Origin of the sequence: Streptococcus suis, from assembly GCF_046032515.1 — a bacterium.
Classification (GTDB): Bacteria; Bacillota; Bacilli; order Lactobacillales; family Streptococcaceae; genus Streptococcus; species Streptococcus suis_AL.
In genome coordinates this window covers 52,466-79,241 of record NZ_JARQPJ010000001.1, presented here as the reverse complement: position 1 = coordinate 79,241, position 26,776 = coordinate 52,466, and the positions used below count along the sequence as shown (strand labels likewise).

Below are 26,776 nucleotides of genomic sequence, written 5' to 3'. Positions count from 1 at the left end.
CTAACGACGTCATAAAATAGACATAAATGCACATCAGCCCATTTCATAAAACTCCGCCACCTGTTCCCAGTACCACAGGCTCCCTGAAGACTTCTGCTTTATTACTTCTTCTGATTTAAAGAGATTATACGGTATCTACTCAATATTGTCAATAGATTTTTTAAAATTTTCTAAAAAATCTGAAAACTACTTTTCGTTCTTCCTTGACAGAATCTACACCACAGTTTATAGGTTGTATAAGCCAACACACCGCCTAATGTATTGGTCCAGAGATCATCAACTTCAAAGACCCGACCAGCATCGATCAGGAGATCCAACAGAAGCTGTGTGCATTCAATAAAAAGACTGATACAAAAACTATAACGAATCACCGCTCGAAGGCTCCGCCATTCTTCCCTAAGAAACAAAAGAAGAAAAATCAGAGGGAAAAGTAGAAAAATATTAGTGATGTTTTGCAAGAAAATCCACCCTAGGTCCGCCAAACTATCTACCTTGTCCCCGTTGACGATGCTGTTGAAAGGAGTTGGTAAAAGATAGAGACGGCCGATTTGAATAATTCCTGGGGTCGAGAAATCCTTATACTGTGGGTACCAAGTCTGTGGTAGAAAACAAAGTAAAACAATAGCCAGAGCATAGGCTCCAGCTAAGGTCTTACAAATCTGTCTTCCTAGCTTGGTCAAGTTTCCATCTGCTTGGAAGATTTTTTTCATGCCTGAATACCTGCCTTGGCTTTGGCTGCGGCGATGCGAGCACGTGCTTTTTCACGGTCTTTCTTGAGCGTATTGGAACGCAATTGACCACAGGCCGCATCAATATCGGTACCATGTTCCTGACGAACGACACAGTTAACACCATTTTTCTTCAAAACATCAAAGAAAGCAAGAGTACGTTCCTTGGTTGAACGACTGTACTGGTCATGTTCACTAACTGGGTTATAAGGAATCAAGTTGATATAAGACAATTTACGGATGTTCTTGGTTAAGTCAGCCAATTCTTGCGCCTGTTCAACCCCATCGTTGACCTCATTAAGCATGATGTACTCAAAGGTCACACGGCGGTTGGTCACCTTGATATAGTCTTCGATTGCCTCGAACAAGACCTCGATTGGATAACGGCGGTTGATCCGCATAATGCTCGAACGAAGGTCATTATTTGGCGCATGTAGAGATACTGCCAAGTTAACTTGGACACCTTCACGTGCAAAGTCACGGATTTTTGGTGCCAAACCTGACGTAGAAACAGTGATGTGACGGGCACCAATTGCCAAGCCCTTGTCGTCATTAACCACTCGCAAGAAGGTCATAACATTATCGTAGTTATCAAGCGGTTCACCAATCCCCATCACAACGATATGGCTAACACGCTCATTCTGATTGCGCTCATCCAAGTACTTTTGTACCAACATAATCTGAGCCACAATCTCACCGCTAGTCAAGTCACGTTGCTTAGGAATCAATCCAGATGCACAGAATGTACAGCCGATATTACAGCCAACTTGTGTCGTTACACAGACTGAAAGGCCATAGTGCTGGTGCATGAGAACTGTCTCAATCAACATGCCATCTGGCAGTTCAAAAAGGTATTTGATAGTACCGTCCTTAGACTCCTGTACAATCCGTTGTTTGAGCGGATTAACTACAAAATGTTCTTCCAACTTTTCAATCAAAGATTTTGGCAAGTTGGTCATTTCCGCAAAAGATTGGACACGAGAACGGTAAAGCCATTCCCAAATTTGAGTGGCACGGAACTTCTTCTCTCCGTTTTCTAAAATCCAATCAACCAGATTGGCTTGACTAAATGCATAAATTGATGGTTTCATATTTCTCCCTATTTCTGGCGGATAACAAAGTTACGCTTCACTTCATTCATCTCACGCTTGCTCTGCTTACGCTCACGTTTTTGAGAACGCTCTGTTTGACTCGCCTTAACACCAGCATTCTTCATAGTAAAATGACGCTGTTCCGACTGTTTGTTTTGCTGCTTCCCTTTTTTCTGACGGTCATTGCGATTACTTTTGTTTTCTTTTGGCGCAATAGGCTCCGTCCGCTGCTGATTTCTGTTCCGATTGCGAGAACGACTCCGCTTCCGACGCGGTCTATCCTCCTCCTCAGCAGGCAAGTCTTGTGGATTCGGATTGGCTAAGACGAAATAAGCACAACCAAAATTACAATACTCCGTCAAATAGTCGTCCAAGCGGCTGATTTTTAAGTCTGATTTAACATTTTTATCGTCTGTATAGAATCCCCTTAATCTCAGCTGCTCATTGCCCCAATCTCCCACAATATAATCAAATTTGAGCATGAGTTGTGAAAAACGTTGACCAAAAATCGTCTGGTCAAAAGCATTCTTGTAATCTTCCAAAAGGTCCAATTCAATATTTTCAGATACAACCTTATCTCCGACACGAGCAAAACTCGGACCAGGGTATTTATTATAGTTATACATTTCAGGTGAAATTTCTTTTTTCATTTGTCCTCCTATCTTATAAAATCTTCATACGTAAAAATCATTTGATTAATGATCTATCTGGTCAGAATCTAAATTCTCACACTTAACCTTATCATTATAACACGATTTATCTGGAAATTCTTCTACTTTACCATTTAGGAGAAATTTCTGACAATTATAATATTATTCTCTAGCAAAAAAGGACGATTTACTCGCCCTTCGTTTTCTTCAAATAATCAATAGCCTCTTGAACAGTTTTCACAGGAACTACCTCAATATCCAATCCTGCTTTCTCCGCTGCTTCTTTAGCTTCCTCATAGTTGGTTTTAGCCTTTGGATCTTCCTTCAAAACTTCCACATCAACTGGATTATTTGGTACGAAAAAGATACTTGCACCTGACTTAGCTGCCGAAATAACCTTCTTATCAGCCCCACCAATGTCACCTACTTTTCCATCCTGCTCGATAGTCCCCGTACCAGCAATAATTCGACCATCACGTAAGTCAGGCTCTGCGAGTTGAGTATAGATGGCAAGTGTAAACATCAGACCAGCACTTGGACCACCAATATCTCCCGTTTGGAAATCAATCGGAATCGAACTTTGAACCTCTGTATGGTCTACGAGAGTGATGCCTATCCCGTTTTTGCCATTAGACAATTTGATAATTTTACCGTCCGCAGATTTTTCCTGACCAGCGCTAATATAACCAACTGTCACATCACTTCCAAGTTCCAAGCCACTCACATATTTTATCAAATCAGGAGAAGACTCAAATGTTTTTCCATTGATACTCACAACAGTGTCGGCAATATTAAGAACTTTTTTAAAGGTCGAATCATCCGCCAAGGCAAGTACATAGACACCAAAGAAATCAAGATTGACTTCTTTTCCTGCCAAGGTCAAACCTTGGTACTTCGCCATATTTTGCGATGTCTCCATGTAAAACTGTGCTATACGAAAATACTCTTCATTGTCGGCCCCTCCTGTCATCTCTTCAGAGGAACGAACTGTCGTATAGGGATCAAACTGAGCCGCGAATAGTTGTAAAGCTGTAGCTTGTTGGACTGATACATAGGTGAAGTTGTAAGAGCCATCCTCTTGGTCTATTTGATTGTTCACCGTTAGTACCTGACGAATATCGGCAGCTCCACCTGGACTTTCCAAATAATAAGGCAGACGAACAAAAACGGCAAACCAAATCAAAAGAGTTCCTAAAACAATAGATGCAATTAAAGTTAACTTCCTATTTTTCTTCATTCTTTCTAATCTCCTCACTAACAATTTCTGGAACATAAGGGCCTATATCCTGTTTGAAATACAGCAATTCTCGAACCTGGCTGGATGATACGAACTTAAGCTCTGGCTTGGCGATTAAATAAATAGTTTCCAAATCTGGCGCCAACTGACGATTGTAAAAATCAAAACTTGACTCGTATTCCAAATCGGTCGCATTACGCAATCCTCGGACCAAATGTGTTACTCCATAGCGCTTAGCTACATCGACTACCAATTCATTTTCAGACAGAACGACCTCGATATTCTCCATTCCTACAAAAAGCTTCTCCAAAATGGCTTTTCTCTCCAAACCTGTCAAGAGTCCTGCCTTTTTAGGATTGGTAAAAACTCCCACATATAATTTATCAAATAGTCCACTCGCTCGTTCAATTAAGTCCAAGTGTCCATTGGTAATGGGGTCAAATGAGCCCGTAAACAATCCAATCTTATCTGACATATACTGTTACCTTACTAATTCCGTAGAGTTTTTCTTTCCATATCCCCAGCTCTGCTATTTCCTCCGGAAGAGAGGCCGCCTTATCCGTTTCGCAGACTACTATAACATCATCTGCTAGTAAGTCACGGCGACAAAGTTCTGTTATCACATCTTCAATTTCCTGCTCTGCATAAGGAGGGTCCAAGAACACCAGGTCGAAAGGCCCTTCCACACTGTTCAAAGCCTGTCTAGCTTCCATTGCTAGAAGCTGAAATTTATCTGCTTCCTTAGTCATTGCAATATTTTCACGGATAATGGCTTGTGCTCGTCGATCTCGCTCAACCAGAACTGCTGACTCCATGCCACGAGATATAGCCTCGATAGATAAACCACCACTGCCGGCGTACAAGTCAAGAACTCTACCACCCTCAAAATAGGGACCAATCATATTGAACATGGCTCCACGGACCTTATCCGATGTCGGTCTGGTTGTTTTTCCATCTAACGTTTTCAGTGGTCTTCCACCATAGCTTCCCGATACAATTCTCATAAGGTATATTATAGCAAAAAATGAAGCTCGTTGCTGAAACCAAGTGCACTTCCTGCTTTCCTTTTTGCACCAACTTTTCAACCTTCTGCCAAATACGCTCTCAACCGCTATAGCAGGAAATCATTCTCACACTATTCAATAAAATGATAAAAATAAAAAGCAAGGAAATTCTGTTTTACGCGAAATTCCTCACTCTTATCGTATGTATTTAAACTAGATCGTTACAAGAAAAAATTAGTGTTGAAATACAAATAGCTATTTTTTCCAGTATGCTAATACGCCATAAAGAACCAGTAGCAAAAAAGCCTACGGATTATCCGGTGAACTCTCGTCAGCTGTTGGAACTGTTTCCACTGACTCAACCAGGCTAGTTGTTGAATCCGTCGTTTCCGCCGGGGTTTCAGAAACTGTTGGAGTTTCTACCACAGGTGCTCCTTCACTAGTCGGAGGGACTGAAGTACTTGTACTAGTTGACGCCACGCTGCTTGTATACTGGCTTGTTGAACTCACACTTTGATTTCCATATATATTTTGATTAGGCACTACATAGGATTCTTGTGAGGTCTCACTAGCTTCAGCAACGTCCGTTGACTGACTAGTCCCTGTTTCAGATACTTTTTTCTCATCAACTACTTTTTGGGCTGCTTCCGCCCTGACCAACTCCGCTTTTAGCTTAGCCTGTGTTTGAGCATCTGTCTGCTGTCCCACTAGCTCTTTTACTTGGTCAATCCGTTTCTGTAATGCTGCTTTTTTAGTCGCATCTGTAACCTTGTTTACTGCAGATTGTGCCTCTGCAAGTTTCTCTTCAGTATGTATTCCTTCTAATACAATGACAGCATTCTCAGCATCCTGAAATAATGTATCAACCGTTTTTTTCTGATTGGGCACTTGCTGTACTGTCTTTGTATCACTTGTTTCGCTTTGAGCATTTTTATACCAACTAGCGCCCAAGCTAATCAATAAAATAAGTCCCATAAAAGAAATAATGCCAATTTCTGCCAATGACAACTTTTCAAATTTCTTTTCCATATTTTTGCCCTTATCCGTCTTATTGCATAAGAAAATACTCTAGCCTACTGACAATGCTACTTAGTCGTTTTTACCTTACCATTCCATCCGTTTAGACCATAGCTTAAAATATAGATTTCGTTAAAGCCCTGTTTCTTCAGATGAAGAGCTGCAGGCGTTACCAACTGACCACGATCATTCTCATAGATTAAGACAGGTCTGTCCTTACGCAAAGCAGCTGTAGACTGGCGCAATTGCTGGTAAGGAATATTTCTCGCGCCTAAGATATGCTTACGATTAAACTCACTCGGGTCTCGCAGGTCAATCAACTGACCTCCGTGTATCTTTTCTGCAAATTCTGCATTATCAATCACAGTCGCTGCACGACGCAATCTCCAGTAATTAAAACCCATCCAGGCTCCCAATACTGCCAAAAATACTAAAAATACCCAAAATGTTTCCATCACTCATTCTCCCTTGATTTCTGATACTCTAATTCCAAACGATGTTCACGCCTCAAAACAAGCTCTGCTTCCATATATTCCAACCGATCTAAGACACCTGCCTGATAGATTCTATTTAATTCTATCTGCATCATTTCAATATCGTAGAGACGATTGCCCATATAGATGATAATACCAAAGCGTTTTAGCAACTGTTGCACATCATATAGTCGTTTCATATAGTAAATTTTAGCAGAATATCCGAAGATTTTCAATATAAAAACTCAAGTGCTGTTTCCCTGCATTCAGCAAAAAAGATTGGGTTCTCCCCAATCTCATTCGTTTATACTAACCAACCCTTTTCCTGTGCCACCTTAACAGCGGCGGTGCGGTTTTCGGCACCTAGTTTGGACAGGATAGAGGTCATGTAGTTGCGGACTGTCCCGTCAGACAGGTGGAGCTGGCTGGCGATTTCCTTATTGGACAGACCCTCTGCCACCAGCTTGAGTAGCTGACTTTCCAAGTTGGTTAAGGGACTGCGTTGGGTTAGGAGAATGTCCATCAACTCTGGCGAATATTCCTTCCGCCCCGCCAAGACCGTTTCAATGGTTCGCATGAGCTCTGCGATGGAGCGTTCCTTGAGTACGTAGGCATCCACATCTGCCTTGACCGCCCGCTCGAAATAGCCCGGTCGCTTGAAGGTGGTCATGATGACAACCTTGACAGGCAAGGTTTTTTCTCGCACCCATTCCAAGACATCTAGGCCCGTCTTTTCAGGCATTTCTATATCTAAGAGCACCACATCTACTGGCTCTTTTTCCAAAAGAGCAATGGCCTGACTGCCATTTTCTGCCTGTAAAACAGCCTCAACCGCATCTTGAAAACCCAAGAGTTGACAGAGGGCGTCCCGTAACATTGCTTGATCTTCTGCGACTAAGATTCTCATTCTACCACCTCCTCAAACGGAATTCGGATGGACAGGCGGGTGGGCTTGGCTAGAGAGATAAATTCCAAACTTCCTTTCACCGTTACCAACCTGTCCTTTATGGTATGCAATTCTTGACCAGTCAACTGGGCAAAGCCCACACCATTGTCTTCGTAGTGCAAAACCAATTCTTGCTGGTCTTTTTCAAAAACCAACCGGCATTTGCTAGCCTGACTGTGCTTGAGCAGGTTATTGCCCAACTCTCTCAGCACCATAGCCAGCTTGTTCTGGACGGACAAGCTGAGCTGCTCTGCTATTTCCCCACCCAAGACGACCAAATCCACTCCTGCCAAGTCCAACATCTGCTGCAAAATCTGAAGCTCCTCTACCACGGTGTGCTGCTTGAGGGACTGGACAATCTGGCGGACCTCCTGCATGGAGTCCTTGGCTAAGGTCTGGAGCTCCGCTACTTCCTTCTTGGCCTGGTCAATCTGGTCGTGGTCTAAAAGTGTCTGGACCAGCTCAGCCTTGACAGACAGCATGGCAAAGACATGACCAAGTGTGTCGTGCAAGTCCTGACCAATACGGTTTCGTTCGTTTTCAGCTAGCAAGAGGTTAATGGACGCATTCTGCTCCTGTAGGCGTTGCTGAAGGGCTGCCCGCTTGGTCTCAATCCAGCTGAAAATCAGCAAGGCCAAGCCGAAAAAGTGAATAACAAGTGCAAAAGCTCTCATCTCAAAGGGAACAGGGCCAAAGAGAGCCCAAAGAATAATGGCCAGTAACAAGATCCCATAGGACAGCGTCCGATAGGTCGGTCGATTCTCTTTATAATACCAGCCCAGCATATTGGACAGGTTGAAGATAAAGAGGGAGAATTGCAGATTGCCCCAAAAGCTCATGACGGCGATATAGCCAATCAGGTAAAACCAAGCCAGCATGGAATAGAGCTTGTGGTCGGTGTAAAAGAGGGAGCAATAGACCAAGGCAAAGAGAATAGTCGCTAGGACAACTGCCGTCGGATTGGGACTATACTGGGCATAGTAAAAAGGAAAATAGAGAAAGACCATGCCCACGAAGAACATGAGTGGTACCTTTCTTTTTTCAAATATCATCTGTTACCTCACTGCTGCTCCGATTTTCTATTCAGTATCAGAGCAATTCCTAAGAAGATTATCGCATAGCCTAGGACAATTAGCAAGGATTTCCAGAGAAAATCTCCCTCTTGAGCATAGGTGGTCACCAGCTGGTTGGCATGGTAGCTGGGCAGGAGTTTGCAAATCCGCTGCACCCAGTCTGGAAAGAGGGAAACAGGCATCCAGGAGCCACCCATGATGGCCAGAACAAAGTAGAGCAAGTTTGCCACAACCGACATGGCCTGTTCAGACTGGATTTGCACCAAGAGCAAGCCAATGGCTAAAAATACGATAGAGGTTACTAAAAGTAAGAGAGCCGAAATTACCCATTCTTGAGCTGTCATCTCTACACCCTTAACTAAGCCACCCACCGCAAAGACAATGGCAATAGAAGACACAAAGCAGAGCAAAACCCGCACGAGTTTGGAAAGATAGTATTGCCAGATTGGCAAGGGCGAATGCTGGATAAAGGTCAACCAGCTATTCTTTCTGTCCTCTGCCAGCATCGTGGGAAAGGTGAAAAGGGCAAAGCCCGACATGGAAAAGCCTGTCATGGTCAGCATGTAGGACTGGATGAAGGCCTTTTGCATGGTCGCATCATCAAACTGGACCGTCGATGAGAAAATCAGGAAAAAGATGACAGGCATGCCGATAGATAGGAGAAAAACTCCCAAACTTCTGGATAATTTAATGCTTTCCACTTGCAGCAATGCTTTCATGATTCTTCCTCCCTTGTCTTGTCAAATAGGCTATTAAGCAGGGTTTTGTTCTGAACCTCTAGGTCTGAAATCCGACAACCTGCCTCCTGCAAACTCGCCCAAACCTGCTCAATAGCTCGGGTCTTGAAGCTGACCGTATCTTGTTTATAGCTGATTTCATTGATTTCAGCCAAGCTCTCCACCACCGCCGCAAAGGTAATCGGCAAAGTCACTTCTTTTTCCTGCTCCTCACTCCGCATGGCAAACGGCGTGGTATCTCTTAGTAGCCGCCCCTGGTGCAAGACCAAAATCCGCTCCGCCGTATGCTCCACTTCCTCGATATAGTGGCTGGTATAAAAAATGGTCACACCCTGAGCCTTAAGTTCATGGACAATCTCCCAAAAACGCTGACGGGTCGATGTATCCATGCCCGCCGTCGGCTCGTCTAAGAAGAGCAACTTGGGCTTGCCAATCAAGCAGATGACGAAAGCCAAGAGCCGCTTCTGACCACCCGATAGCTTGCCTGCCAGCTGATTTTTTTGCTCTGGGGAAAAGCGGAGCAGGCTGTCAATTTCCACATCTGTCAGACTATCCTTGTAGATGGCTTGGAAAAAACGGAGCAATTCCTTGACCTTCAGGTCTGTCGGAATGGCATTTTCTTGTGGTAAGACTGCCACCTTTTCCTTATTAGACTGAGCCTGTGGAGCCAGACCGTCCAACAAAACCTGGCCTTTCGTCGCCTTTCTATCCCCCAACAAACAAGACATGAGGGTCGTCTTTCCTGCCCCGTTTGGACCAATCAAAGCCACACATTCCCCAGACTTGATTTCAAAGGAAATATTGGACAAAATCGTCCGACCTTTGATGATTTTTTCTAATTGATTAACCTGAATCATTCTTGGTCTCCTTTCTGGCACATTACCGCTCCAACAATTCCGATTATCATACTTGCTGGCAAGGACCAAGCCAAGTAGGTCAGCGGTCGCAATCCTTGCCCAAACAAAATGCAGGAAGCATAGACAAGCACAAAGGCTCTAGTGAAATAGGAAATACCTGTTTGAACAACTGCTTTCATAATCGTCTCCTAACTGATGATGGATTGAATTTCTTTTACACATTCAGTATAACCTATCATAAACAACCCCACTAGAAGCCTTTGTCATTGACTCATGTGACAAATGTCATATTATACTCAATGAAAATCAAAAGTAGCCTAAGAAACGAAGTCGAAGATAGATCTGGAGTTCATTAAGGCAGGTTGACAACGGATAATCTTAATTTTCGAAGAGAATTAAATAATGCAGCAAAAAAGAGTCCTACTGTGGACCCTTCATCTATTTACAACTTAGGTGCTTGACCAAGTTCTGCCTGCAGCATCCAAATATGTTTTTCAATACTAGCCTTAGCCACATTGAAAATGTCGTTGGTTACGCTGTCACCTTCTTCATCACTGACATCAAATCCCTTTTGGAAAAGAGCAGCCAGATAGCGGAACACCTCTACCACACGCGCCAATTGCTCTTCAATCGTTACAGTGTAATCACCAGGAACTTCCTTGAGCTGACTATTTTCACTAAACTCTTTAAGGGTAGAAAATGGTGCCCCACCTAAGGTGATTAAACGCTCACTCATCTCATCCAAATAGCCATCAATTTCTTCCATATATTCATCCATCTTTGGATGCCAAATCATAAAGCCACGACCACGCATATACCAATGAACTTGATGGAGGATAGAATGGGCTACTGATAAATCGGCCACCGCTTGATTCAAAACAGCCTTAGAATCAGCCAGTGATGGACGCGGGCTGAAAGACGCAATTTCTGCTGGAGATTGATAATATTTTTGTTTCATCATATATCACCCTTTCTTTTATTTATAATTATTATAAATAAAAGAAGAAAAAATTGCAAGAATTATCCCTCATCCTCCTCTGACCTATTGACAGACAAATTCCTTGCTATATTAACTTATATACGTTAGACTAGTAAGTAAGAATAGTATGTGATTTTCTTTTTAGAAAGTCATCGCCCCATCTGTATATATAAGGAGGGATTTTATGTCAGAAGAAAAATTTGACGCAAAACTAGAACAGCTATCTGGCTCTGCAAAAGAGGTAATTGGTAAGCTGACCGGCGACAAGGAAATCGAAGTTGAAGGACTTGTTGAGAAAGGAATTGGCAAAGCAAAAGAGCTAGTCGAAGATGCAAAAGATGGGCTTGAAGGTGCCATTAACGGCATCAAAAATGCTTTTGACAAAGAAGAGAAATAAGCAAAGAGTTCAATATAGGTAGGATTGCTCGTGCACTGTTTGATAATGAACATTACACTCAATTTGGTCTTTTACCTGTAGCCCGAACAAAAATATGCAAGAGAGGGGAACTCAGGCATTTACCTGTCGAGTCTGCCCTCTCTTTTCTTATGCCACGAAAGGAGAATCTATGAAAAAAATCGTTTTTGTCTGTCTTGGAAATATTTGTCGTAGCCCTATGGCTGAATTTGTCATGAAAGATTTGACAAATCAATTTCATATTGAAAGCCGTGCTACTTCAAACTGGGAACATGGTAATCCTATCTACTCTGGAACTCAGAAAATTTTCCAAAAGCACAATATTCCCTATGACCAGACCAAAACCTCTCAACAAATCTCTCAAGCAGACTTTGAGGAATTTGATGTCATCATTGGTATGGACAGCAATAATATCCGAGATTTACAGAAAATGGCACCAGCACATGCTCAAAATAAGATTTTTCAATTCGCAGAAAAATCCGTACCAGACCCTTGGTATACTGGAGATTTTGACGAAACCTACGAAATGGTAAAGAAAGGTTGCCAAGGCTGGTTGGACAGGTTACAGTCATTTGACCAAGAATAAGATTTTTTATGTAATATTTTTGTAATATTTGTAAAAAAATGGTAAACTATTTCTGACTGAACTGATAATTTCTTACTGTATTCTAGAAAGAACTGATTAGCGTCGGTCAAATCCTATGAAAGAGTAAAACGATGAAAGAGTTCAAATTACCTAGTATAAAATGGCATGATATAACAAGTCATTTCACCCGTCCAAAACTTGAAATCCTCTCCCTTATTATCATCCTCATCTGTGCCCTCTCTGTATTTACAGGGCGAATTGCCAGCAAGCAAGCCATGACTTTCAATAACGGCGCCCTGCAGTACAACGGTTATGTGGTTGCAAATAAAATGAATGGTCAAGGAAAATTGACCTTTGATAATGGAGATATCTACGAAGGACAATTTACAAATGGAATTTTCCACGGTCAAGGAACCTACACATCTGCAAGTGGGTGGGTTTATACCGGACAATTTAAAAACGGCTATGCCGATGGAAAAGGAAAATTGACCACCGAAGGACAAGCTACCTACGAAGGAACTTTTAAACAGGGGATTTATCAATATGAAAATTAAATGGTTATCCGTTATACGTGTGATTGGACTAGTCTTTGTCCTACTCTATCATTTCTTTATCAAATATTTCCCAGGTGGCTTTGTGGGGGTTGACCTCTTCTTTACCCTGTCTGGATATTTGACAACCGCCCTTTTGATTGATGAGTTTGCAAAACATAAAAAAATAGATATTGTCAGCTTTTTCAGAAGAAGGTTCTATCGGATTCTCCCCCCTCTGGTTTTAACGATTCTTTTGGTCCTTCCACTTGCTCTGCTTGTCCGCAATGATTTCATTGCCAATATCGGCAATCAGATAGCCGCTGCGCTCGGATTCATGACAAACTTCTTTGAAATTCTATCAGGTGGTAGTTACGAGAATCAATTTTCACCTCATCTATTTGTGCATACTTGGACACTAGCCATAGAAGTTCAGTATTACCTTGTCTGGGCTGGTTTAGTTTGGTATCTGACTCGCATCTCAAAAAGTGTGGGGCAACTACGTGGATCAATTTTTCTAACATCTATAAGCCTCTTCTCGCTAAGTTTTTTAGCAATGTCTATCTCAAGTTTCTTTGTGGATAATTTCTCAACCATTTACTACTCGAGCTTCACACATACCTTCCCATTTTTCCTCGGTAGTATTCTCGCAACCATCGCTGGTATCGGAAATACAACAACTGCCTTCCAGCAACAAGTGAATACATTGACTATCAAACAAGCTATAGGTCTGTTTCTTGGAGGACTAGGAGTAGAACTTCTTCTTCTCTTTACTCTTCAATTCAGCTCCATCTGGACCTATCTAATTGGTTTTCTTCTATCCAGTTTAGCTACAGCAACTATGATTTTTGCTGCTCGGGTACTTCACGAGAAAACCGAAGATGTCAAAGAACCTGCAATTATCCTCTTCTTTGCAAGTATTTCTTATGGTATCTACCTCTTCCATTGGCCCTTACTCATTATCTTTACACAACTGACAAATGCCACTATCGCTGCGGGATTATCCTTTGTTTTTTCTACTATCCTATCAACTATTTCCTTCTATATTCTAGAACCATATATTGCTGGAAAAGTAGGGAGCTTGTTTGGATTAGCCATAGATTTGGAACCATATAAAAAATGGCTTCTTGGTAGCTTTGCTTGCTTGACCATAGTTGGCTTAGGTATCTGCCTGTTTGCACCAAAATTAGGAAGTTTTGAACAAGAGAGCATGGTTAGCAATCTTTATCAAGCTCAGACCCAACTAAATACAACACGATCTGCCGCTGAAAACGCTAAAGCTACTAGTTTTGAAATTCAAAAAGGAGTTATCATCTTTGGCGATTCTGTTACTGTTCGCGCTAGTTCTGCCATACAGACCGCGCTACCAGATGCACAGATCGATGGAACTGTCAGTCGAAATCTCTCTGAAATTGCTAAATTGATAAATCTTTATAAGCAAAATAATAGCTTGAAAGAGACTGTAGTTGTAGCCCTAGGTACAAATACTACGGATAATTATCAGGAACTACTAGACCAGCTAGTCAAAGATTTTCCTAAAGGACGGCGCCTTATTTTTGTCACTCCTTACGATGGAAACTTCACTCCGAGCGAATCCATTTCTTATCAAACTGGTCAATACGAGAAAGAATTGGCTGAAAAATATGATTACATTTCCATTGCAGACTGGTATCAAGCTGCAAAGGATAATCCACCAATTTGGTACAATACCGACCTTGTTCATTTCAATCTTGAAAGTAATGGAGGCGAAGTCTTCGCCCAAACGATAAAAAATGCTGTTGAAGCCGTTACTGATGGCCCAATCAAAAACTAGATTTATACATCATCATCCTCTGAGAATTTCTCGGAGGATTTTTGTACGATTTTCCGATAAATCCAGCGCGAACTCTAAGAAATGGCGCTGTGCCTGAGCTCAGCCTCAATAAATCTTGTGAAATAAGCCACTTCTACAAAGGACGGAAAAGCGAAGATGACAAGTTAAAACTCCTACCTTTTACAGTAGGAGTTGGTGTCAAATTGACTATTTTTGCTTACTTTGGAAACGCCATTCAAAGCGTTTCTGATCGTAAAATGGATACATCATTTGTAAAAGAGTGACGGCAAGTAGCCAACCGCCGATAATATCTGTCGGGTAGTGAACCCCAATATAGATACGGGATACAGCTACCAGGACAGCAAGTAGAATCAACACGGCTTGTAGCACAAGTCTAGCTATGCCTTTCTTCATCCTCTGGTGAACAATAATAACAACTGCTCCTGCAATCATCATAGTTGATGCAGTATGCCAGCTAGGAAATGAGTAACCGATGGTATCAATCAACCATTCAATACTTGGACGCGGACGTTGGTAGACATATTTCAGGGCTGTGGATGCCACACCCATCGCCGCAAAACTAGCAAGTAGGAAATAAGCTTCTATCTTCCATTTTTTATAGTAGTAAAAGATAGTAGCTAGAATCATGGTAATAGCTAAAATAATAACCGTATTTCCTAAAACAGTAATAGAGGTCCAAAATTGACTGGCTCCACTTGGTAAATTTCCACGAATGGCAGACTGGACAGTTGAGTCAAAACCTGCTAGAGTACTAGGATAAAATTTTACTACATAGCCCAATATCACAAAGGCTAGAGCAAAAAAAGATGCGTTTCGTAAATGGATTTGTTTATTCTTCATACAGTATAGTTTACCTTATAAAGGTTAAACTTTCTTTAAAATAGGTTGGGCTGCTTTGTAACAGATATAAAATATTGCTGAAAGCACAATCCCTTGTAAAAGATTAAAAGGAAGTACCATCATCAAAAGATAGTTAGTCAGACCCAAGATTTCTTTAATATCAAAATTTGCAAAGGCTGCATAAACAGGCACCGCATAAACGTAATTTAATACCAGCATCACTGCTGTCGAACCAAGCGTCGCAATAGCGGCTGCTTTTAAATAATTTTTTATCGCTTGGTCATTTTTCCAGAAATAAGCTACTGCTAAAATGAAAACTGACATAGCTGCAATATTCATCGGTAAGCCAATAATTGTCGATGGTCCCTGATTATTTAAAATCAGTTTGAGAAAAGTTCGTACCAAAAGGATAGCAAAACTAGACTTCATATCTAGAACAAGCAGACCAAATAAAATCGGTACAAGAGAAAAATCCACTTCCAGGAAACTGGCTGTTGGAATCAGCGGAAATTTCAAATACATGAGCAGAAAGGATACTGCTGAGAGAATGGCGATAATCGTCATTTTGCGTGTGTTTGTCATAAGGTTCCTCCAATTTTTGAAAATTGAAGAAGCGTGGAAGAGCAGGCAAAAAGCCTCCACCTCGTCTTCTCCCATCCAGACTTTACTGTCGGTTGTGGAATTGCACCACATCAGCTTTCGCTCGCAGACTGTACGTGTCTTTCTTTCTATTTTATGGCTTCGTTAAGTCGGCTTGACATACCCTTAGTATAGTCTGCACCTCCTTGCCTAGTCCTAAAATGAAACAAAAACACTTTTTTGAGTGTTGCTTAAGATTTTTCTATCAGTCTAGGCGACAAGGCGAAGGCATAACTGGAGTTAGGCAAGCCTGGTCAACGACGAATGAGAGAAAAAGAAAATCAAGAATCAAAAAATCACTGCCGGTCGGGAATCTCACCCTGCCCTGAAGACTATTTCATCATACCAAAAAAGCCTTGCATTTGCAAGAGCTTGGTAAGTTTTCACTATTTTAACTTGTCCCCATCATAGGTGTGAACCAAATCTAGACCAACGAACTGTTGCTGCCGAAGAGCCTCATATACAATCATACACGCTGTATTAGAGACATTAAGACTACGCACATGTTCATCATTCATTGGAATACGGATAGCCTTCTCTGGATGTTCACGCATAAAATCTTCTGGCAAGCCCTTATCTTCACGGCCAAATAAGAAATAATGAATGTTCCCATCATTATAGTCTTCATCCGAATAGGTTTTATCAGCAAATTTAGATACTAAGTGAACACGTCCTTGTTTGCTGGCATAATCCATAAATTCTGCTAAATTGTCATAGAAGCGAACATCTAACTTATCCCAATAATCTAGTCCTGCACGTTTCATCTTACGGTCATCAATTGGAAATCCCATAGGCTTAATGATATGGAGAGGACTATTGGTTGCAGCACAAGTTCGAGCAATATTGCCTGTATTCTGTGGAATCTGTGGTTCAAATAAGACAATGTGGTTTTTGGCTGTTTCTTCTATATACTCTAATGTTTCAATATTCATAAGGACCTCTCTGGTGACATTTCACTAAACACGAATACCCTTCGAAAATCAAATCCAAACCATGTCAGCTGCATTTTACCGTATACCAATACAGTCTGCTGCTTGTTGTCTAGTTTCTTTTTTTGATTTTCATTGAGTAAAAAGACTCGACTGTCTCCTATGGCAAGAAAGACAAAAAAATAGCCACACTGCCCGGAGTCAAGCTCAGCAAACAGCATGGTGAATGATGATTCATTCACTTAACTCACAACAGGTTTGAGTTAAATCAATGAAATCGTGATACTATTGTAGCTTAAAGAAGGCTGAAAATCAAGAGTTTTGCCCCATTTTTTTCAAATTTTCATAGAAAATGAAAAAGGAGAGCAAATAAACTCCCCTTTCTTACATTTATTCTGCTGCAATCCCTTTTTCCGCAGTCAACTCAAGATTTTCATGGCTTAATTTACTGTCCGAACCGATATAAACGTCGTAATATTTAACGCGTTTATTAACGGCAGTAATACTTTCACGTTCAAAGGTTGGAATTGCAAAGGCTTGTTCGAAGGCATATTCTTGCCAAGCTTTGTAGTTTTCAATATTTTTTTGTTCGTCAAATGACTCAGCAGAGGTAATTTTATTTAAAAGTGCTGTGTTTTCATCTGAAACGAAGCGAGTATAGTTGTACATCGCTTCAGGTCCCCACAATGATGTCGGGTCTGGATCTAGGCCGGCAATCCAAGCAGCAAGATAGACATCAATCCCCTCATCATTGGCAGCAATTGATTCATAGAAAGTATTGTACTCAATAGTTCTTCCTGTATAGAGTTCCATATTCAAACCAATTTCTTTCCACCATGTAAGGTATTGCTGTACCATGGTTTCTTGCGTTTCGGTTGATTTCTGTGCTGCAACACTGATGGTAAGCGGTTTTCCATCAGCATCTTCACGCATACCGTCTCCATCTACGTCTTTATATCCTGCCTCATCGAGAAGTTTTTTAGCCTTTTCAGGATCATAACTATAGCCAGCTAGTTCTGAATCGTGAACATCTCCAAAGAAAGAGATAATTAGTGAGTTTGTCGGGTGATACAAACCGTTATATAATTTCTCTCCAATCACCGCATTGTCCAACGCATATCCCATTGCTTGACGCAATTTAACATTATTCATCTTAGCATTAGGATTGGTCACATTCTTACCACTAGCATCATCGTACTTACCAAGATTGAAGCCAATATAATTGTAAATACCATCCAGACTACCTAGCAAAGTAATATTTGATAAGTCCTTGTAAGATTCGTACTGATCTGTTGGCATATCAGCAATATCATAATTGCCTGCTCTCATTTCTGCAACAATCGTATCTGGTGAAACAATATCAATCCTGTAACTATCTAGCTTAACTTTCCCTTTAAAGTAGTACTCATTTGGTACATAGGTCACCGACTCGCCATTGACAATTTCCTTGACCTTATAAGGACCCATACCGACAACTTTTGCCGTACGAGAATACTCACTTGATTCCCAATCTTTGACTGCAATGTCTTTAAAAATGTGTTTCGGCATGACTAAATAAGGTACTCCACCACCAGCATACATCATGGATGGAGACATGTCTTTCACTGAGAGGACTACCGTATAGTCATCAACCTTCTTAACACCTGAAATTTCACTTGCTGTTCCAGCCTGAAATTCTTCAAAGCCAATGATATTTGTATAGGTAGTATCTGCACGAACCCCTGTATAGTCTGGACTAGCTAGTTGTTCGATTGTGAAAATATAATCATCGATGGTGAAGGCTTCCCCATCAGACCACTTATAGTCCTTGCCTGTCAAACTAACGGTAACTGTCTTTGCGTCTACATCAAACTCTGCCTTAGCAAGGCCTGAATCGTCTAACGTACGAGCTGAATCATATCCAAACATAGAAATATCAACCATGCCTGCAAAGGTTGAGTCTACCGCCGTCTGCGATAATTCATCAATTAAGATACCGGTCGAAGGCGCCGAAGCTACCAAGGCATATTTGAGACTTCCGCCTTCAATAGTTTGTCCTTCGTGTGTCACTTCTGATTTAAATGTCAGAGCAACATCACTCGTCTTTTCTTTAGTTTGGCAAGCTGTTAACGTTGCAATAGAAAGCAGACCGATACCAGTTAAAGCGATGTTTTTCATTCTTTTCATATCCCTACCCCATTTATTTATTTTGAATAGTATAGCACGATTTAGCATAAATATGCAACTATCTTACCAACAATATTCGCCTTTGAGTATTCTCACTTTTTTCCATTTTAACTAAAAATAGCAGCGAATAGAGGTAAAAAAGAGTACCTCTTCAGCCACTACTGCTTCTTCATTTTTTATGATAGTCCACTAAGCCCAATACTCAATGAACTCGGATAAGTATAGTCTTGTCTGTAACAAAATGGAGAATCATTTGGTTTATCTTTGATTCCATCGATGAGCGGAGGATGGGCAAAAAGACCAACCTCGCTTCTCAGCGTTCGTGTCAACATCTGAGCGCAGTGATTGATTGGCTTTAACAGTCCAGTGGACTGTTAATATTGAGGCAAACTTGCTTTGCCCTATCTCCAGCCTTAAAAGGTTCCCCAAACCTTTTGAGAGAGTACTAAAGGCAACCTAAAAACCTATATTTATACAAAACAAAAAGTAGGCTGCCCTACTTCTGCTTATTTCTTTTCAAACTAAACCTGTCCGGCACAGGATCTTCCCCACCTTCCACAAAGGGATGACAGCGACCAATTCGAGCCAACCCCATCAAAAAGCCCTTGAGTCCATATTTTTGTAAGGCCTCGATCATATAAGTGGAACAAGTTGGACGGTAGCGACAAGAGGGCGGAAAAAGGGGGGAAATAAATTTCTGATAGAATCGGACCAAGCCGATCAAGAGTCTAGTCATTATTTTTTAACTGGCTTAGTAACAGCCAGGGTATGTAGTTTACTGATGTCTTTCTTATTGAGCTTGCGGTATTCTCCTGGACGTAGACCGGTCAAGTCAAGATTACCAAAGCGAGTACGAGAAAGCTTGTCCACCTGCAGACCTACCGCTTCAAACATCTTCTTAACCTGGTGGTTTCGACCTTCATGGATTGTTAATTCTACAACTGAGCGGTTCTTAACAGGATCCACCTTGATAATCTCGTACACTGCAGGCTTAGTCTTTTTGCCATCAATGACAACACCACGGGTCAAAGGACGCAAAACTTCCTTGTTGGCAACCCCTTTGACACGCGCCAAATAAACCTTGTCAATCTCATTTCGAGGGTGAATCATCTCATCCGTAAAATCACCATCATTGGTCAAAATCAATACCCCTGACGTATCCCAGTCCAAACGACCAACAGGATAAATCCGTTCTTTGACGGTCGGCAACAAGTCCACAACCGTCTTTCTGCCCTTGTCATCTGACACACTAGAAATGACACCACGTGGTTTATTGAGGAGGTAGTAAACCTTCTCTTCATTGTAAATTGGTTGCCCTTCCACTTCCACAATATCACCAGACTTAATAGTCGTTGCCAACTCACGGACAACTTGACCATTTACAGTTACTAGGCCTTGTTTTATCAATTCTTCTGCCTTACGACGACTGGCAACTCCAGCATGGGCAATGTATTTATTAATTCTCATTTTCTAACTCATTTCTTTCTACGAATAGCTCTGTTTCTTCTTGAATCAAATCTATTTCAGACACATCAGGCAATTCTTCTAGACTATTAATTCCCATGTAATCCAGGAAATAATCCGTTGTCACATAGAGATTTGGTCTGCCAAGAACCTCTTTCTTACCGTTCTCACGAATGAGGTCAAAGGCCTGTAATTTACTGATGGCACCACTGGAATTGACTCCGCGAATATCATCAACTTCAATCCGAGTAATGGGTTGCTTGTAGGCTACGATTGATAAGGTTTCTAAAAGGGCTCGTGACATGGTCTGATTGATCGGTGTTTTGGCATAGATACGCAGAAGGTTTGCATACTCTTTTTTAGTGACCAACTTGTAGCGATTGGAGGATTCTAAGAGAGCCAAGCCTGATGCCTGGTCGGCCATGTATTTTTCACTGAGTTTCTCTAATTGCTGACTAACAGCTGTGGGCTGCAATTCCAACATTTCAGCCAAATTACGCAAACTCAAGCCATCCTCACCTGCCACAAAAAGCAGGACTTCGATTTCAGCTAAGCGATTCATCTTCACTCCTTACTAGATAAATATCTCCAAAAGTCTCTGTCTGCTCCAAGACGATTTCATGAACCTTGACCAATTCTAAAGTCGCAAGGAAAATCGTAATCATTTCATTGACATCTTGACTTTCTTGAAAAAGCTGACGGAGTTCAAGGCGTGGACCAGTCTCGAAACGACTGCGAACAAAGTCCATCATGTCTTCGATTTTATATTCATCACGGGCAATGGTCGCATGAGACTGACGGAGGCTTGCCTGTTTTTCAGCCATTACTTTAGAAAAAGCTAGGAAAATGTCAATGACGGTCTTATCCTTGGCTAACTGTACATCATCATAAATCAAATCTAATTTGGGTTTTGAAAAATAGTTGGCCCTTTCATCATGTTGCTCCCCTAATTTCTCACTGAGAAGCTTGAACTTGCGGTATTCTTCCAACTGGTCCAAGAGGTCCATTTCAGGATCATCTTCGGGATCAATTTGCTCAACAACCTTCGGCAATAACCGACGACTTTTGATGACCATCAATTGACTAGCCATGAGCATATATTCTCCCGCTACCTCTAAACGCATGGCTTGCAAGGTAGCAATGTAGGCCAAATATTGCTCAATAACCTCTGTAATCGGAACCTCGTAAATATCTACTTGATACTTGGACACCAGGTGTAGCAGGAGATCAAGTGGCCCTTCAAAATCTTTTAATTTTATATCCATTATCTAAATTTTTCCAAACTCATGCTTGTTTTTAGTCCCAACTGCTTGGCGATTTGGTCCAAGGATTTTCCTTCGTCTACCTGTTTTAGAATATACTGCTCCCGCAATTTTTGGGCTGTCCAATCAGGCTTGCCGATGGACTGGACAAATTCTGTCAGACGATTAAAAAACCATTGACGAGAATAGGTCTGTCCCTTCTTATCGAAGATATAGCGTCCAGACAGATGGGACTCCATATAGGGTATCAATTCCTTGGGCAGAGTGAGCACCCGCTTGGCTCCTCCCTTCTCAACTGTCAGGACTTGAAAATCCAAATTGACCTGCTGACTAGTCAGCTCTGCTATTTCACTAGGAGTCAGCCCTAGTAAGGCAATCAAAAGAGCAATCAGTTGCCCATCAAGCCAAGGACTTTCTTGAAAGAGGAGAGTTAAATCCTCACGCTCCAGTTTCTTTTTGACGCTGGCTGGTTCTGACATCGTTTGCAATTTATAAAAACGATCCAGGAGATTATTTTCATAAAGAAAGTAGAGAAATTGATTGACCGCTGACATTTTTCTTTTCTGAGCAGCAGGTTTCAAGTCTAGAAGAGACTGCTGATAGACCAAAAGAGACTGTTGGCTAATCTCCCCCTTTGTTACTGTCACAAACTGCTGCAGGTCATAGGTATAGGACTTTTGGCTGTTGACACTGACCTTTTTGCTCTGGATAAAAGATTCAATCGCCTGCTTCATTTCTTGCCTTCTTTTGATGCTAGGGGGAAATTATGCAAGAGAGCATTAATGGCTTTGAGAATGGATTTGCGGGTAATGATTCCCATAAATTCTCTATTTTCCCCAAGGACGGGTAAGAAAGATTGATCTACTAGCTTGCGCATCACTTCTGTCAAATCATAATCCAGACCAACAGTCTCTTCATCTGTCTTTACAATCAAGGAAATATCTCTGTTTAACTCATCATCCGATAGTTCATTTTCAGCTTGATATTTAATGATTTCCGTCAAGCCAATGGTGCCGAAGAAAAGACCATCTTCTGTTACCACAGGTACGCGTGAATAGGTCATGTGACTGAGTAACAGTTTTGCATGGTCAATATTATGGGTATCGATAATAACAGCCAATTTATCTGCTGGTGTCAAGAAGGTTTCTTCTTGGTCCAACAAAAAGGCTTCAAATTCTCTTGCAATCATCTTGAAATATCCTTTGTCAATGCTGGGTAAAGTTGGTGCTGTCGATTGTAGTAATCCACATGGAAGTGATCATCATAGATGGTCACAAGAGCATAGAGACATTCTCTGATTAAGCCGCGTGGTTGACTAACGGAGCCAGGATTGAGGAAGAGGGTCTTGCCACGCACTTCGGCATCAGGCACATGCAGATGCCCATACAAACAAATATCCGCATCAACTTCCTGTGCCCAATAATCCAAGCGTTGCCAGCCATAGTTAATACCATAGAGATGACCATGGGTCTGGGCAATGGTCACACCATCCAATTGAGTAATGAGCTGGTCTGGATAACCGCCAAAATAGTCGCAGTTGCCATTAACCACTTGAATACCTTCCCAAAGACTATCTTGACTGTCCAGCTCCGAATCACCATTGTGGAAAATAGCATCAACCTTGCCAAGATAGTGTTTTTTAATCTCTTCTACAATCTGTCTATCCCCATGAGAATCACTCATGACTAGGATTGTTTTGCTTGCTCTTGCCATACTGGAAATGCCTCCACTAATTTTTCTAGTGCTTGTGCACGGTGGGAAATCTGATTTTTTTCTTCTAAGGTCAACTCTGCCGAGGTCTTGCCTGTTTCACCGACGAGGAAGAGCGGGTCATAACCAAAACCATTTTCCCCACGGAGGTCCATACCGATAAAACCTTCCCAGTCAGCTTCGACAACCAAACTATCACGATTTGGAGCAGCCATGACCAGAGTACAATGGAATTGTGCCGAACGATCTTTCAGGTCAAAGACCATAGCTAACTCATGCAAGAGCTTGGCATTATTGAGCTCATCTGTGGCATCTGGACCTGAAAAACGTGCAGACCAAACTCCTGGCAGTCCGCCAAGTGCATCAACCTTCAAACCAGAATCATCTGCCAAGACCATCTTGCCTGTCAGCTCTGCTATGGTTTCAGCCTTGAGCCGTGCATTTTCCTCAAAAGTCATCCCTGTTTCTGCTACATCTGGCAGGTCAGGATAGTTGTTGAGGTTCTCGACCTGGTAGCCAAAACGCTCAAAAAACTTACGGAATTCCTTGGTCTTACCTTCATTTTTTGTAGCAATTAAGATGGTATCTCCTACGCTTGCCAATCCCTTGTCTTGACCGAAGAAATCTGCCGTGCTAACTCCTGCTTGGGGCAGATGGACTAAGAGAAGTTTGTCGTTCTCTGTTACCAGAATAGCTCCTTGGTGTTGGAGAACCTTGAACTGACGATTGTTTAACTCATTCAAAATACCACAGGCAAATTGGAAGAGGGCAAAGTCCGACTGAAGTTTAATCACTTCAATTTTGACACACTGGTTAAAGTTCTCATCATCATAATTACCTGCAATCAGTTTGTCAAACAATTGACCAATCTGGTAAATTTCCTGCTCTCTCCCATTTTCACCAAATGAACCAAATAGATTGGCAAAGCTGGCTTTTCCGATAAACCAATTGTGTTCATCTCTGTATTCGTATATCTTGTCTGTCATAGTTCTACATGCTCCACATGAATATCAATGCCCATCCAGCTTTCAGCAATTTCTTTAAAAGCTGCCGGACTAGCTGTTGTGTAAAATCGGTGCTGAATATCCTTTTCGGTACGGCTGCGATTGATTTGAAAATAATTTAATAAAACAGAAATATCCCGCGCACACTCTGCACCACTGTCAATCAACTTGACATCCTTGCCCATGGCATTCTGAATGATAGGGCGAAGCAGGGGATAATGGGTGCAGCCCAAAACCAAGGTATCCACTTTCCCAACAAGTGGGCGAAGTGTCTCATAAACAACCTTTTTAGCAAGACTGGATTGGTGGCTATTGGACTCAACCAGAGGGGCAAACTTGGGACAGGCCAGACTGGCTACCTGCGTTTCTGGAGAAAGGGCCTGAATTTTTTCACGATAGATATCGGATTGAATGGTCATAGCCGTTCCTAAAACACCAACCTTACCAGTTTGCGTTGCCTTAATAGCTGCCGATGCTCCAGGCAAGATAACTCCCAAAACAGGAATATCCAACTTTTCCTTAACTTCTTCCCAGGCTACCGCTGTTGCCGTATTGCAGGCAAAAACAATCATTTTAACATTTTTTGTCAAAAGGAAATGGACCAACTGCCACGTATATTCTCTGATTTGTTCTGCTGGACGGGGTCCATAAGGTGCCCGTGCCGAGTCCCCGATATAAACGATTTCTTCATGGGGAAGTTGGCGCATTAACTCACGCGCAACCGTTAATCCCCCCACACCTGAATCTAAAAAACCTATTGGTCGATTATCCATACTACTGAGAATAGCCAGAAAATCTGACTAGCCTTTCTTTTCTACTCAAAAAATGGGATCTGGGAATGAATATCCCAGTCCCAGTTTGATTATTTTTTCTTGCTTGCCACTTTTTGTTGGCTCTTGATTTGGCGAAGTACTTGTTGTACTTTTGCTTCGCTTGGTTTTTGACCCATTTGGCTCATCATCAAACGCAAAGCATTTTCATCTAAAATTGGTTTGTCAGCAATATAGTTTTCAACTTGTTTGCGTGACAAGTAAATACCCAAGGCTACACCACCTGCAAAGGCCAATACAATCAATAAAATAGCTAAACCGATGTTCATCTGTCAATCTCCTGACTCTTCTAAAAATAATTCATTCAGAATTGCACTGCGACAATCTCTTAATGAATCTATTATACCAAATTCAGCAGTCTTTTCCAAGACTTACCTGTCAAATTCAAAACCGTAAATAGTTGCGAAATAGTCCTCAGGAGTTTCAGCTCGACGAATCATCCGCGCTGTGCCGTCTTCCTGCAAAAGAATTTCTGAAGAACGCAGACGACCATTGTAGTTGTAGCCCATAGAGAAGCCGTGGGCACCACTGTCATGGATGACCAAGGTGTCTCCTACTTCTGCGCGTGGTAATTCACGATTGACTGCGAACTTGTCGTTGTTTTCACAGAGGGAACCAGCCACATCCACCACTTCGATTGGCGCATCTGGGCGGGTAATGTTGGTGATATGGTGGTAGGCACCATAGAAGGCTGGACGCATGAGGTTGGCAGCTGATGCATCGACACCGATATAGGTCCGATAGGTTTCCTTACGGTGAAGGACCTTGGTAATCAAGTGACCGTGTGGAGCCAACATAAAGCGTCCCAATTCCGTAAAGATTTTGACATGTCCCATACCAGCTGGCGTGAGAATTTCCTCGTAAACCTTGCGAACACCCTCACCAATAACCGCAATGTCGTTTGGTTCTTGTTCAGGACGATAGTTGACCCCAATCCCACCTGATAGGTTGATGAAGTCCAAGGTCACGCCAGTTTCCTCACGAATTTCCAAGGCCAATTCAAAGAGTTGACGAGCTAAGACAGGGTAGTAGTCATTGGTTACAGTATTTGAAGCCAGAAAGGCATGAATCCCAAACTCCTTGACACCAAGCTCTTTCAATTCCTTGTAGCCCTTCATCAACTGGTCCTTGGTCATCCCAAATTTAGACTCTTCTGGGTGGTCCATAATGTCCGTTCCAAGTGAGAAGACTCCTCCTGGATTGTAACGGAGGCAGACCGTTTCTGGGATTCCAGCAACATTTTTCAAAAACTCAATATGCTCATAGGCATCCAGGTTAATGGTCGCCCCAACTTTTCTGGCATAGACAAATTCTTGTGCTTGGGTATCATTGGATGTGAACATGATGTCCTTAAAGCCCAATTTTTCACTCATCAACACTTCTACATCCGTTGCACAGTCCACTCCACAGCCTTCTTCTTGTAGAATTTTTAAAATAGCTGGAGTCGGTGTCGCCTTGACCGCAAAATATTCCTTAAAGCCCTTGTTCCATGAAAAAGCCGCATTGAGGGCACGGGCCTTCTCACGAATACCTTTTTCATCATACAAATGGAAAGGTGTCGGAAATTGTTCCGTAATGGTTTCTAAAACTTCTTTACTAACAAATGGTGTCTTGGTCATGTCGCTACCTCATCAAATATTTTTCCTATTATACCATAGAATTTGATTTTCAGAAAATGAAAACCCACTCAAACGAGTGGGGAATTAAATAAGCAAAGAAAGCTATATTTAACAATCTATTTGCTAAGGGGACTGTTACCAAATCAAATTCAAACA

General features: G+C 41.8%; 34 protein-coding genes and 1 riboswitch. Of the genes, 4 read left to right on the top strand and 30 right to left on the bottom strand.

Annotation, left to right across the window (positions count from 1 at the left end):
- Nucleotides 1-170: 170 nt before the first annotated feature.
- The 15 genes from P7J49_RS00440 to P7J49_RS00370 form a co-directional block, all read right to left on the bottom strand.
- Nucleotides 171-710, bottom strand: coding sequence for a VanZ family protein (locus P7J49_RS00440; protein WP_408568735.1), 540 nt, complete (start codon nt 708-710; stop codon nt 171-173).
- Nucleotides 707-1,819, bottom strand: a complete 1,113-nt coding sequence (rlmN, locus tag P7J49_RS00435; RefSeq protein WP_172008247.1) for a 23S rRNA (adenine(2503)-C(2))-methyltransferase RlmN — start codon at nt 1,817-1,819, stop codon at nt 707-709. Before rlmN ends, P7J49_RS00440 begins: the two co-directional genes overlap by 4 nt.
- Nucleotides 1,820-1,827: 8 nt before the next feature.
- Nucleotides 1,828-2,469 (bottom strand): YutD family protein, encoded by a 642-nt coding sequence (locus P7J49_RS00430; protein ID WP_014638483.1) that lies wholly within the window; start codon nt 2,467-2,469, stop codon nt 1,828-1,830.
- 187 nt (nt 2,470-2,656) lie between these two features.
- The gene (locus tag P7J49_RS00425; RefSeq protein WP_014638484.1) at nt 2,657-3,706 is read right to left on the bottom strand and encodes a SepM family pheromone-processing serine protease; all 1,050 of its coding nucleotides are present in this window, start codon (nt 3,704-3,706) and stop codon (nt 2,657-2,659) included.
- Complete coding sequence (gene coaD / locus P7J49_RS00420) at nt 3,693-4,181, bottom strand: pantetheine-phosphate adenylyltransferase (RefSeq protein ID WP_002939048.1); 489 nt, start codon at nt 4,179-4,181, stop codon at nt 3,693-3,695. Before coaD ends, P7J49_RS00425 begins: the two co-directional genes overlap by 14 nt.
- The gene (gene rsmD / locus P7J49_RS00415) at nt 4,171-4,710 is read right to left on the bottom strand and encodes a 16S rRNA (guanine(966)-N(2))-methyltransferase RsmD (protein ID WP_408568733.1); all 540 of its coding nucleotides are present in this window, start codon (nt 4,708-4,710) and stop codon (nt 4,171-4,173) included. Before rsmD ends, coaD begins: the two co-directional genes overlap by 11 nt.
- A gap of 306 nt (nt 4,711-5,016) precedes the next feature.
- Nucleotides 5,017-5,739 (bottom strand): serine protease, encoded by a 723-nt coding sequence (locus P7J49_RS00410; protein WP_408568731.1) that lies wholly within the window; start codon nt 5,737-5,739, stop codon nt 5,017-5,019.
- Between the two features lie 56 nt (nt 5,740-5,795).
- Nucleotides 5,796-6,182, bottom strand: a complete 387-nt coding sequence (locus P7J49_RS00405; protein ID WP_004194735.1) for a rhodanese-like domain-containing protein — start codon at nt 6,180-6,182, stop codon at nt 5,796-5,798.
- Nucleotides 6,182-6,400, bottom strand: coding sequence for a YqgQ family protein (locus P7J49_RS00400; RefSeq protein ID WP_024382389.1), 219 nt, complete (start codon nt 6,398-6,400; stop codon nt 6,182-6,184). Before P7J49_RS00400 ends, P7J49_RS00405 begins: the two co-directional genes overlap by 1 nt.
- A 104-nt stretch (nt 6,401-6,504) precedes the next feature.
- On the bottom strand, nt 6,505-7,107 hold the full coding sequence (locus P7J49_RS00395; protein ID WP_408568729.1) for a response regulator: 603 nt from the start codon (nt 7,105-7,107) through the stop codon (nt 6,505-6,507).
- Nucleotides 7,104-8,198: a sensor histidine kinase gene (locus tag P7J49_RS00390; protein ID WP_408568727.1), complete on the bottom strand. Its 1,095-nt coding sequence runs from the start codon at nt 8,196-8,198 to the stop codon at nt 7,104-7,106. Before P7J49_RS00390 ends, P7J49_RS00395 begins: the two co-directional genes overlap by 4 nt.
- Nucleotides 8,199-8,206: 8 nt before the next feature.
- Complete coding sequence (locus tag P7J49_RS00385) at nt 8,207-8,938, bottom strand: ABC transporter permease (protein ID WP_408568725.1); 732 nt, start codon at nt 8,936-8,938, stop codon at nt 8,207-8,209.
- The gene (locus P7J49_RS00380) at nt 8,935-9,813 is read right to left on the bottom strand and encodes an ABC transporter ATP-binding protein (protein WP_408568723.1); all 879 of its coding nucleotides are present in this window, start codon (nt 9,811-9,813) and stop codon (nt 8,935-8,937) included. The genes P7J49_RS00385 and P7J49_RS00380 overlap by 4 nt, the downstream gene beginning before the upstream one ends.
- The gene (locus P7J49_RS00375) at nt 9,810-9,992 is read right to left on the bottom strand and encodes a hypothetical protein (RefSeq protein ID WP_408568721.1); all 183 of its coding nucleotides are present in this window, start codon (nt 9,990-9,992) and stop codon (nt 9,810-9,812) included. The genes P7J49_RS00380 and P7J49_RS00375 overlap by 4 nt, the downstream gene beginning before the upstream one ends.
- Before the next feature lie 263 nt (nt 9,993-10,255).
- Nucleotides 10,256-10,774, bottom strand: a complete 519-nt coding sequence (locus P7J49_RS00370; protein WP_024384587.1) for a Dps family protein — start codon at nt 10,772-10,774, stop codon at nt 10,256-10,258.
- 202 nt (nt 10,775-10,976) lie between these two features.
- On the opposite strand from P7J49_RS00370, the gene P7J49_RS00365 reads away from it, so the two are divergent.
- The 4 genes from P7J49_RS00365 to P7J49_RS00350 all read left to right on the top strand — a co-directional run bounded on the left by P7J49_RS00365 (nt 10,977) and on the right by P7J49_RS00350 (nt 14,136).
- Nucleotides 10,977-11,189 (top strand): CsbD family protein, encoded by a 213-nt coding sequence (locus P7J49_RS00365; RefSeq protein ID WP_002942806.1) that lies wholly within the window; start codon nt 10,977-10,979, stop codon nt 11,187-11,189.
- Nucleotides 11,190-11,358: 169 nt separating this feature from the next.
- On the top strand, nt 11,359-11,793 hold the full coding sequence (locus P7J49_RS00360; RefSeq protein ID WP_408568719.1) for a low molecular weight protein-tyrosine-phosphatase: 435 nt from the start codon (nt 11,359-11,361) through the stop codon (nt 11,791-11,793).
- 131 nt (nt 11,794-11,924) lie between these two features.
- Nucleotides 11,925-12,347: a hypothetical protein gene (locus P7J49_RS00355; protein ID WP_248019326.1), complete on the top strand. Its 423-nt coding sequence runs from the start codon at nt 11,925-11,927 to the stop codon at nt 12,345-12,347.
- A complete protein-coding gene (locus tag P7J49_RS00350; RefSeq protein WP_408568717.1) occupies nt 12,337-14,136 on the top strand; it encodes an acyltransferase family protein in 1,800 nt (599 codons plus the stop codon). Before P7J49_RS00355 ends, P7J49_RS00350 begins: the two co-directional genes overlap by 11 nt.
- Before the next feature lie 207 nt (nt 14,137-14,343).
- Here P7J49_RS00350 and P7J49_RS00345 read toward each other — a convergent pair whose 3' ends face one another.
- From P7J49_RS00345 to P7J49_RS00275, 15 genes are all read right to left on the bottom strand, one after another.
- Nucleotides 14,344-14,997, bottom strand: a complete 654-nt coding sequence (locus P7J49_RS00345) for a phosphatase PAP2 family protein (RefSeq protein WP_029175877.1) — start codon at nt 14,995-14,997, stop codon at nt 14,344-14,346.
- Nucleotides 14,998-15,021: 24 nt separating this feature from the next.
- The gene (locus tag P7J49_RS00340) at nt 15,022-15,579 is read right to left on the bottom strand and encodes an ECF transporter S component (RefSeq protein WP_172088341.1); all 558 of its coding nucleotides are present in this window, start codon (nt 15,577-15,579) and stop codon (nt 15,022-15,024) included.
- Nucleotides 15,580-15,638: 59 nt separating this feature from the next.
- A riboswitch (FMN riboswitch) is annotated at nt 15,639-15,973 on the bottom strand.
- A gap of 49 nt (nt 15,974-16,022) precedes the next feature.
- Nucleotides 16,023-16,568, bottom strand: a complete 546-nt coding sequence (locus P7J49_RS00335) for a tRNA (cytidine(34)-2'-O)-methyltransferase (RefSeq protein WP_024378130.1) — start codon at nt 16,566-16,568, stop codon at nt 16,023-16,025.
- Between the two features lie 387 nt (nt 16,569-16,955).
- Complete coding sequence (locus P7J49_RS00330) at nt 16,956-18,731, bottom strand: oligopeptide ABC transporter substrate-binding protein (protein ID WP_408568715.1); 1,776 nt, start codon at nt 18,729-18,731, stop codon at nt 16,956-16,958.
- 496 nt (nt 18,732-19,227) lie between these two features.
- A complete protein-coding gene (gene yidD / locus P7J49_RS00325; RefSeq protein ID WP_044674253.1) occupies nt 19,228-19,467 on the bottom strand; it encodes a membrane protein insertion efficiency factor YidD in 240 nt (79 codons plus the stop codon).
- The gene (locus tag P7J49_RS00320) at nt 19,467-20,198 is read right to left on the bottom strand and encodes a pseudouridine synthase (protein ID WP_024375836.1); all 732 of its coding nucleotides are present in this window, start codon (nt 20,196-20,198) and stop codon (nt 19,467-19,469) included. The genes yidD and P7J49_RS00320 overlap by 1 nt, the downstream gene beginning before the upstream one ends.
- Nucleotides 20,188-20,757: an SMC-Scp complex subunit ScpB gene (gene scpB, locus P7J49_RS00315; protein ID WP_024398410.1), complete on the bottom strand. Its 570-nt coding sequence runs from the start codon at nt 20,755-20,757 to the stop codon at nt 20,188-20,190. Before scpB ends, P7J49_RS00320 begins: the two co-directional genes overlap by 11 nt.
- Nucleotides 20,741-21,460 (bottom strand): segregation/condensation protein A, encoded by a 720-nt coding sequence (locus P7J49_RS00310; RefSeq protein WP_002942755.1) that lies wholly within the window; start codon nt 21,458-21,460, stop codon nt 20,741-20,743. Before P7J49_RS00310 ends, scpB begins: the two co-directional genes overlap by 17 nt.
- Nucleotides 21,460-22,191, bottom strand: coding sequence for a site-specific tyrosine recombinase XerD (xerD, locus tag P7J49_RS00305; RefSeq protein ID WP_408568713.1), 732 nt, complete (start codon nt 22,189-22,191; stop codon nt 21,460-21,462). Before xerD ends, P7J49_RS00310 begins: the two co-directional genes overlap by 1 nt.
- Nucleotides 22,188-22,646 (bottom strand): cyclic-di-AMP-binding protein CbpB, encoded by a 459-nt coding sequence (gene cbpB / locus P7J49_RS00300; protein ID WP_125069858.1) that lies wholly within the window; start codon nt 22,644-22,646, stop codon nt 22,188-22,190. The genes xerD and cbpB overlap by 4 nt, the downstream gene beginning before the upstream one ends.
- Complete coding sequence (locus P7J49_RS00295) at nt 22,643-23,170, bottom strand: metallophosphoesterase (RefSeq protein ID WP_408568712.1); 528 nt, start codon at nt 23,168-23,170, stop codon at nt 22,643-22,645. Before P7J49_RS00295 ends, cbpB begins: the two co-directional genes overlap by 4 nt.
- Entirely contained in the window at nt 23,143-24,153 is a 1,011-nt protein-coding gene (locus P7J49_RS00290; protein ID WP_408568710.1) for a nucleoside-triphosphate diphosphatase, read from the bottom strand. The genes P7J49_RS00295 and P7J49_RS00290 overlap by 28 nt, the downstream gene beginning before the upstream one ends.
- Nucleotides 24,150-24,944 (bottom strand): glutamate racemase, encoded by a 795-nt coding sequence (gene racE / locus P7J49_RS00285; RefSeq protein ID WP_398591461.1) that lies wholly within the window; start codon nt 24,942-24,944, stop codon nt 24,150-24,152. Before racE ends, P7J49_RS00290 begins: the two co-directional genes overlap by 4 nt.
- A gap of 89 nt (nt 24,945-25,033) precedes the next feature.
- On the bottom strand, nt 25,034-25,270 hold the full coding sequence (locus P7J49_RS00280) for a YneF family protein (RefSeq protein ID WP_136671539.1): 237 nt from the start codon (nt 25,268-25,270) through the stop codon (nt 25,034-25,036).
- Nucleotides 25,271-25,372: 102 nt separating this feature from the next.
- On the bottom strand, nt 25,373-26,620 hold the full coding sequence (locus P7J49_RS00275; RefSeq protein WP_211839890.1) for a diaminopimelate decarboxylase: 1,248 nt from the start codon (nt 26,618-26,620) through the stop codon (nt 25,373-25,375).
- Nucleotides 26,621-26,776: the final 156 nt, after the last annotated feature.

What these genes read in the sequence shown, in the direction of transcription:
- P7J49_RS00440 (WP_408568735.1), bottom strand. Translation starts at nt 710, where the DNA reads ATGAAAAAAATCTTCCAAGCAGATGGAAACTTGACCAAGCTAGGAAGA.
- rlmN (WP_172008247.1), bottom strand. Translation starts at nt 1,819, where the DNA reads ATGAAACCATCAATTTATGCATTTAGTCAAGCCAATCTGGTTGATTGG.
- P7J49_RS00430 (WP_014638483.1), bottom strand. Translation starts at nt 2,469, where the DNA reads ATGAAAAAAGAAATTTCACCTGAAATGTATAACTATAATAAATACCCT.
- P7J49_RS00425 (WP_014638484.1), bottom strand. Translation starts at nt 3,706, where the DNA reads ATGAAGAAAAATAGGAAGTTAACTTTAATTGCATCTATTGTTTTAGGA.
- coaD (WP_002939048.1), bottom strand. Translation starts at nt 4,181, where the DNA reads ATGTCAGATAAGATTGGATTGTTTACGGGCTCATTTGACCCCATTACC.
- rsmD (WP_408568733.1), bottom strand. Translation starts at nt 4,710, where the DNA reads ATGAGAATTGTATCGGGAAGCTATGGTGGAAGACCACTGAAAACGTTA.
- P7J49_RS00410 (WP_408568731.1), bottom strand. Translation starts at nt 5,739, where the DNA reads ATGGAAAAGAAATTTGAAAAGTTGTCATTGGCAGAAATTGGCATTATT.
- P7J49_RS00405 (WP_004194735.1), bottom strand. Translation starts at nt 6,182, where the DNA reads ATGGAAACATTTTGGGTATTTTTAGTATTTTTGGCAGTATTGGGAGCC.
- P7J49_RS00400 (WP_024382389.1), bottom strand. Translation starts at nt 6,400, where the DNA reads ATGAAACGACTATATGATGTGCAACAGTTGCTAAAACGCTTTGGTATT.
- P7J49_RS00395 (WP_408568729.1), bottom strand. Translation starts at nt 7,107, where the DNA reads ATGAGAATCTTAGTCGCAGAAGATCAAGCAATGTTACGGGACGCCCTC.
- P7J49_RS00390 (WP_408568727.1), bottom strand. Translation starts at nt 8,198, where the DNA reads ATGATATTTGAAAAAAGAAAGGTACCACTCATGTTCTTCGTGGGCATG.
- P7J49_RS00385 (WP_408568725.1), bottom strand. Translation starts at nt 8,938, where the DNA reads ATGAAAGCATTGCTGCAAGTGGAAAGCATTAAATTATCCAGAAGTTTG.
- P7J49_RS00380 (WP_408568723.1), bottom strand. Translation starts at nt 9,813, where the DNA reads ATGATTCAGGTTAATCAATTAGAAAAAATCATCAAAGGTCGGACGATT.
- P7J49_RS00375 (WP_408568721.1), bottom strand. Translation starts at nt 9,992, where the DNA reads ATGAAAGCAGTTGTTCAAACAGGTATTTCCTATTTCACTAGAGCCTTT.
- P7J49_RS00370 (WP_024384587.1), bottom strand. Translation starts at nt 10,774, where the DNA reads ATGATGAAACAAAAATATTATCAATCTCCAGCAGAAATTGCGTCTTTC.
- P7J49_RS00365 (WP_002942806.1), top strand. Translation starts at nt 10,977, where the DNA reads ATGTCAGAAGAAAAATTTGACGCAAAACTAGAACAGCTATCTGGCTCT.
- P7J49_RS00360 (WP_408568719.1), top strand. Translation starts at nt 11,359, where the DNA reads ATGAAAAAAATCGTTTTTGTCTGTCTTGGAAATATTTGTCGTAGCCCT.
- P7J49_RS00355 (WP_248019326.1), top strand. Translation starts at nt 11,925, where the DNA reads ATGAAAGAGTTCAAATTACCTAGTATAAAATGGCATGATATAACAAGT.
- P7J49_RS00350 (WP_408568717.1), top strand. Translation starts at nt 12,337, where the DNA reads ATGAAAATTAAATGGTTATCCGTTATACGTGTGATTGGACTAGTCTTT.
- P7J49_RS00345 (WP_029175877.1), bottom strand. Translation starts at nt 14,997, where the DNA reads ATGAAGAATAAACAAATCCATTTACGAAACGCATCTTTTTTTGCTCTA.
- P7J49_RS00340 (WP_172088341.1), bottom strand. Translation starts at nt 15,579, where the DNA reads ATGACAAACACACGCAAAATGACGATTATCGCCATTCTCTCAGCAGTA.
- P7J49_RS00335 (WP_024378130.1), bottom strand. Translation starts at nt 16,568, where the DNA reads ATGAATATTGAAACATTAGAGTATATAGAAGAAACAGCCAAAAACCAC.
- P7J49_RS00330 (WP_408568715.1), bottom strand. Translation starts at nt 18,731, where the DNA reads ATGAAAAGAATGAAAAACATCGCTTTAACTGGTATCGGTCTGCTTTCT.
- yidD (WP_044674253.1), bottom strand. Translation starts at nt 19,467, where the DNA reads ATGACTAGACTCTTGATCGGCTTGGTCCGATTCTATCAGAAATTTATT.
- P7J49_RS00320 (WP_024375836.1), bottom strand. Translation starts at nt 20,198, where the DNA reads ATGAGAATTAATAAATACATTGCCCATGCTGGAGTTGCCAGTCGTCGT.
- scpB (WP_024398410.1), bottom strand. Translation starts at nt 20,757, where the DNA reads ATGAATCGCTTAGCTGAAATCGAAGTCCTGCTTTTTGTGGCAGGTGAG.
- P7J49_RS00310 (WP_002942755.1), bottom strand. Translation starts at nt 21,460, where the DNA reads ATGGATATAAAATTAAAAGATTTTGAAGGGCCACTTGATCTCCTGCTA.
- xerD (WP_408568713.1), bottom strand. Translation starts at nt 22,191, where the DNA reads ATGAAGCAGGCGATTGAATCTTTTATCCAGAGCAAAAAGGTCAGTGTC.
- cbpB (WP_125069858.1), bottom strand. Translation starts at nt 22,646, where the DNA reads ATGATTGCAAGAGAATTTGAAGCCTTTTTGTTGGACCAAGAAGAAACC.
- P7J49_RS00295 (WP_408568712.1), bottom strand. Translation starts at nt 23,170, where the DNA reads ATGGCAAGAGCAAGCAAAACAATCCTAGTCATGAGTGATTCTCATGGG.
- P7J49_RS00290 (WP_408568710.1), bottom strand. Translation starts at nt 24,153, where the DNA reads ATGACAGACAAGATATACGAATACAGAGATGAACACAATTGGTTTATC.
- racE (WP_398591461.1), bottom strand. Translation starts at nt 24,944, where the DNA reads ATGGATAATCGACCAATAGGTTTTTTAGATTCAGGTGTGGGGGGATTA.
- P7J49_RS00280 (WP_136671539.1), bottom strand. Translation starts at nt 25,270, where the DNA reads ATGAACATCGGTTTAGCTATTTTATTGATTGTATTGGCCTTTGCAGGT.
- P7J49_RS00275 (WP_211839890.1), bottom strand. Translation starts at nt 26,620, where the DNA reads ATGACCAAGACACCATTTGTTAGTAAAGAAGTTTTAGAAACCATTACG.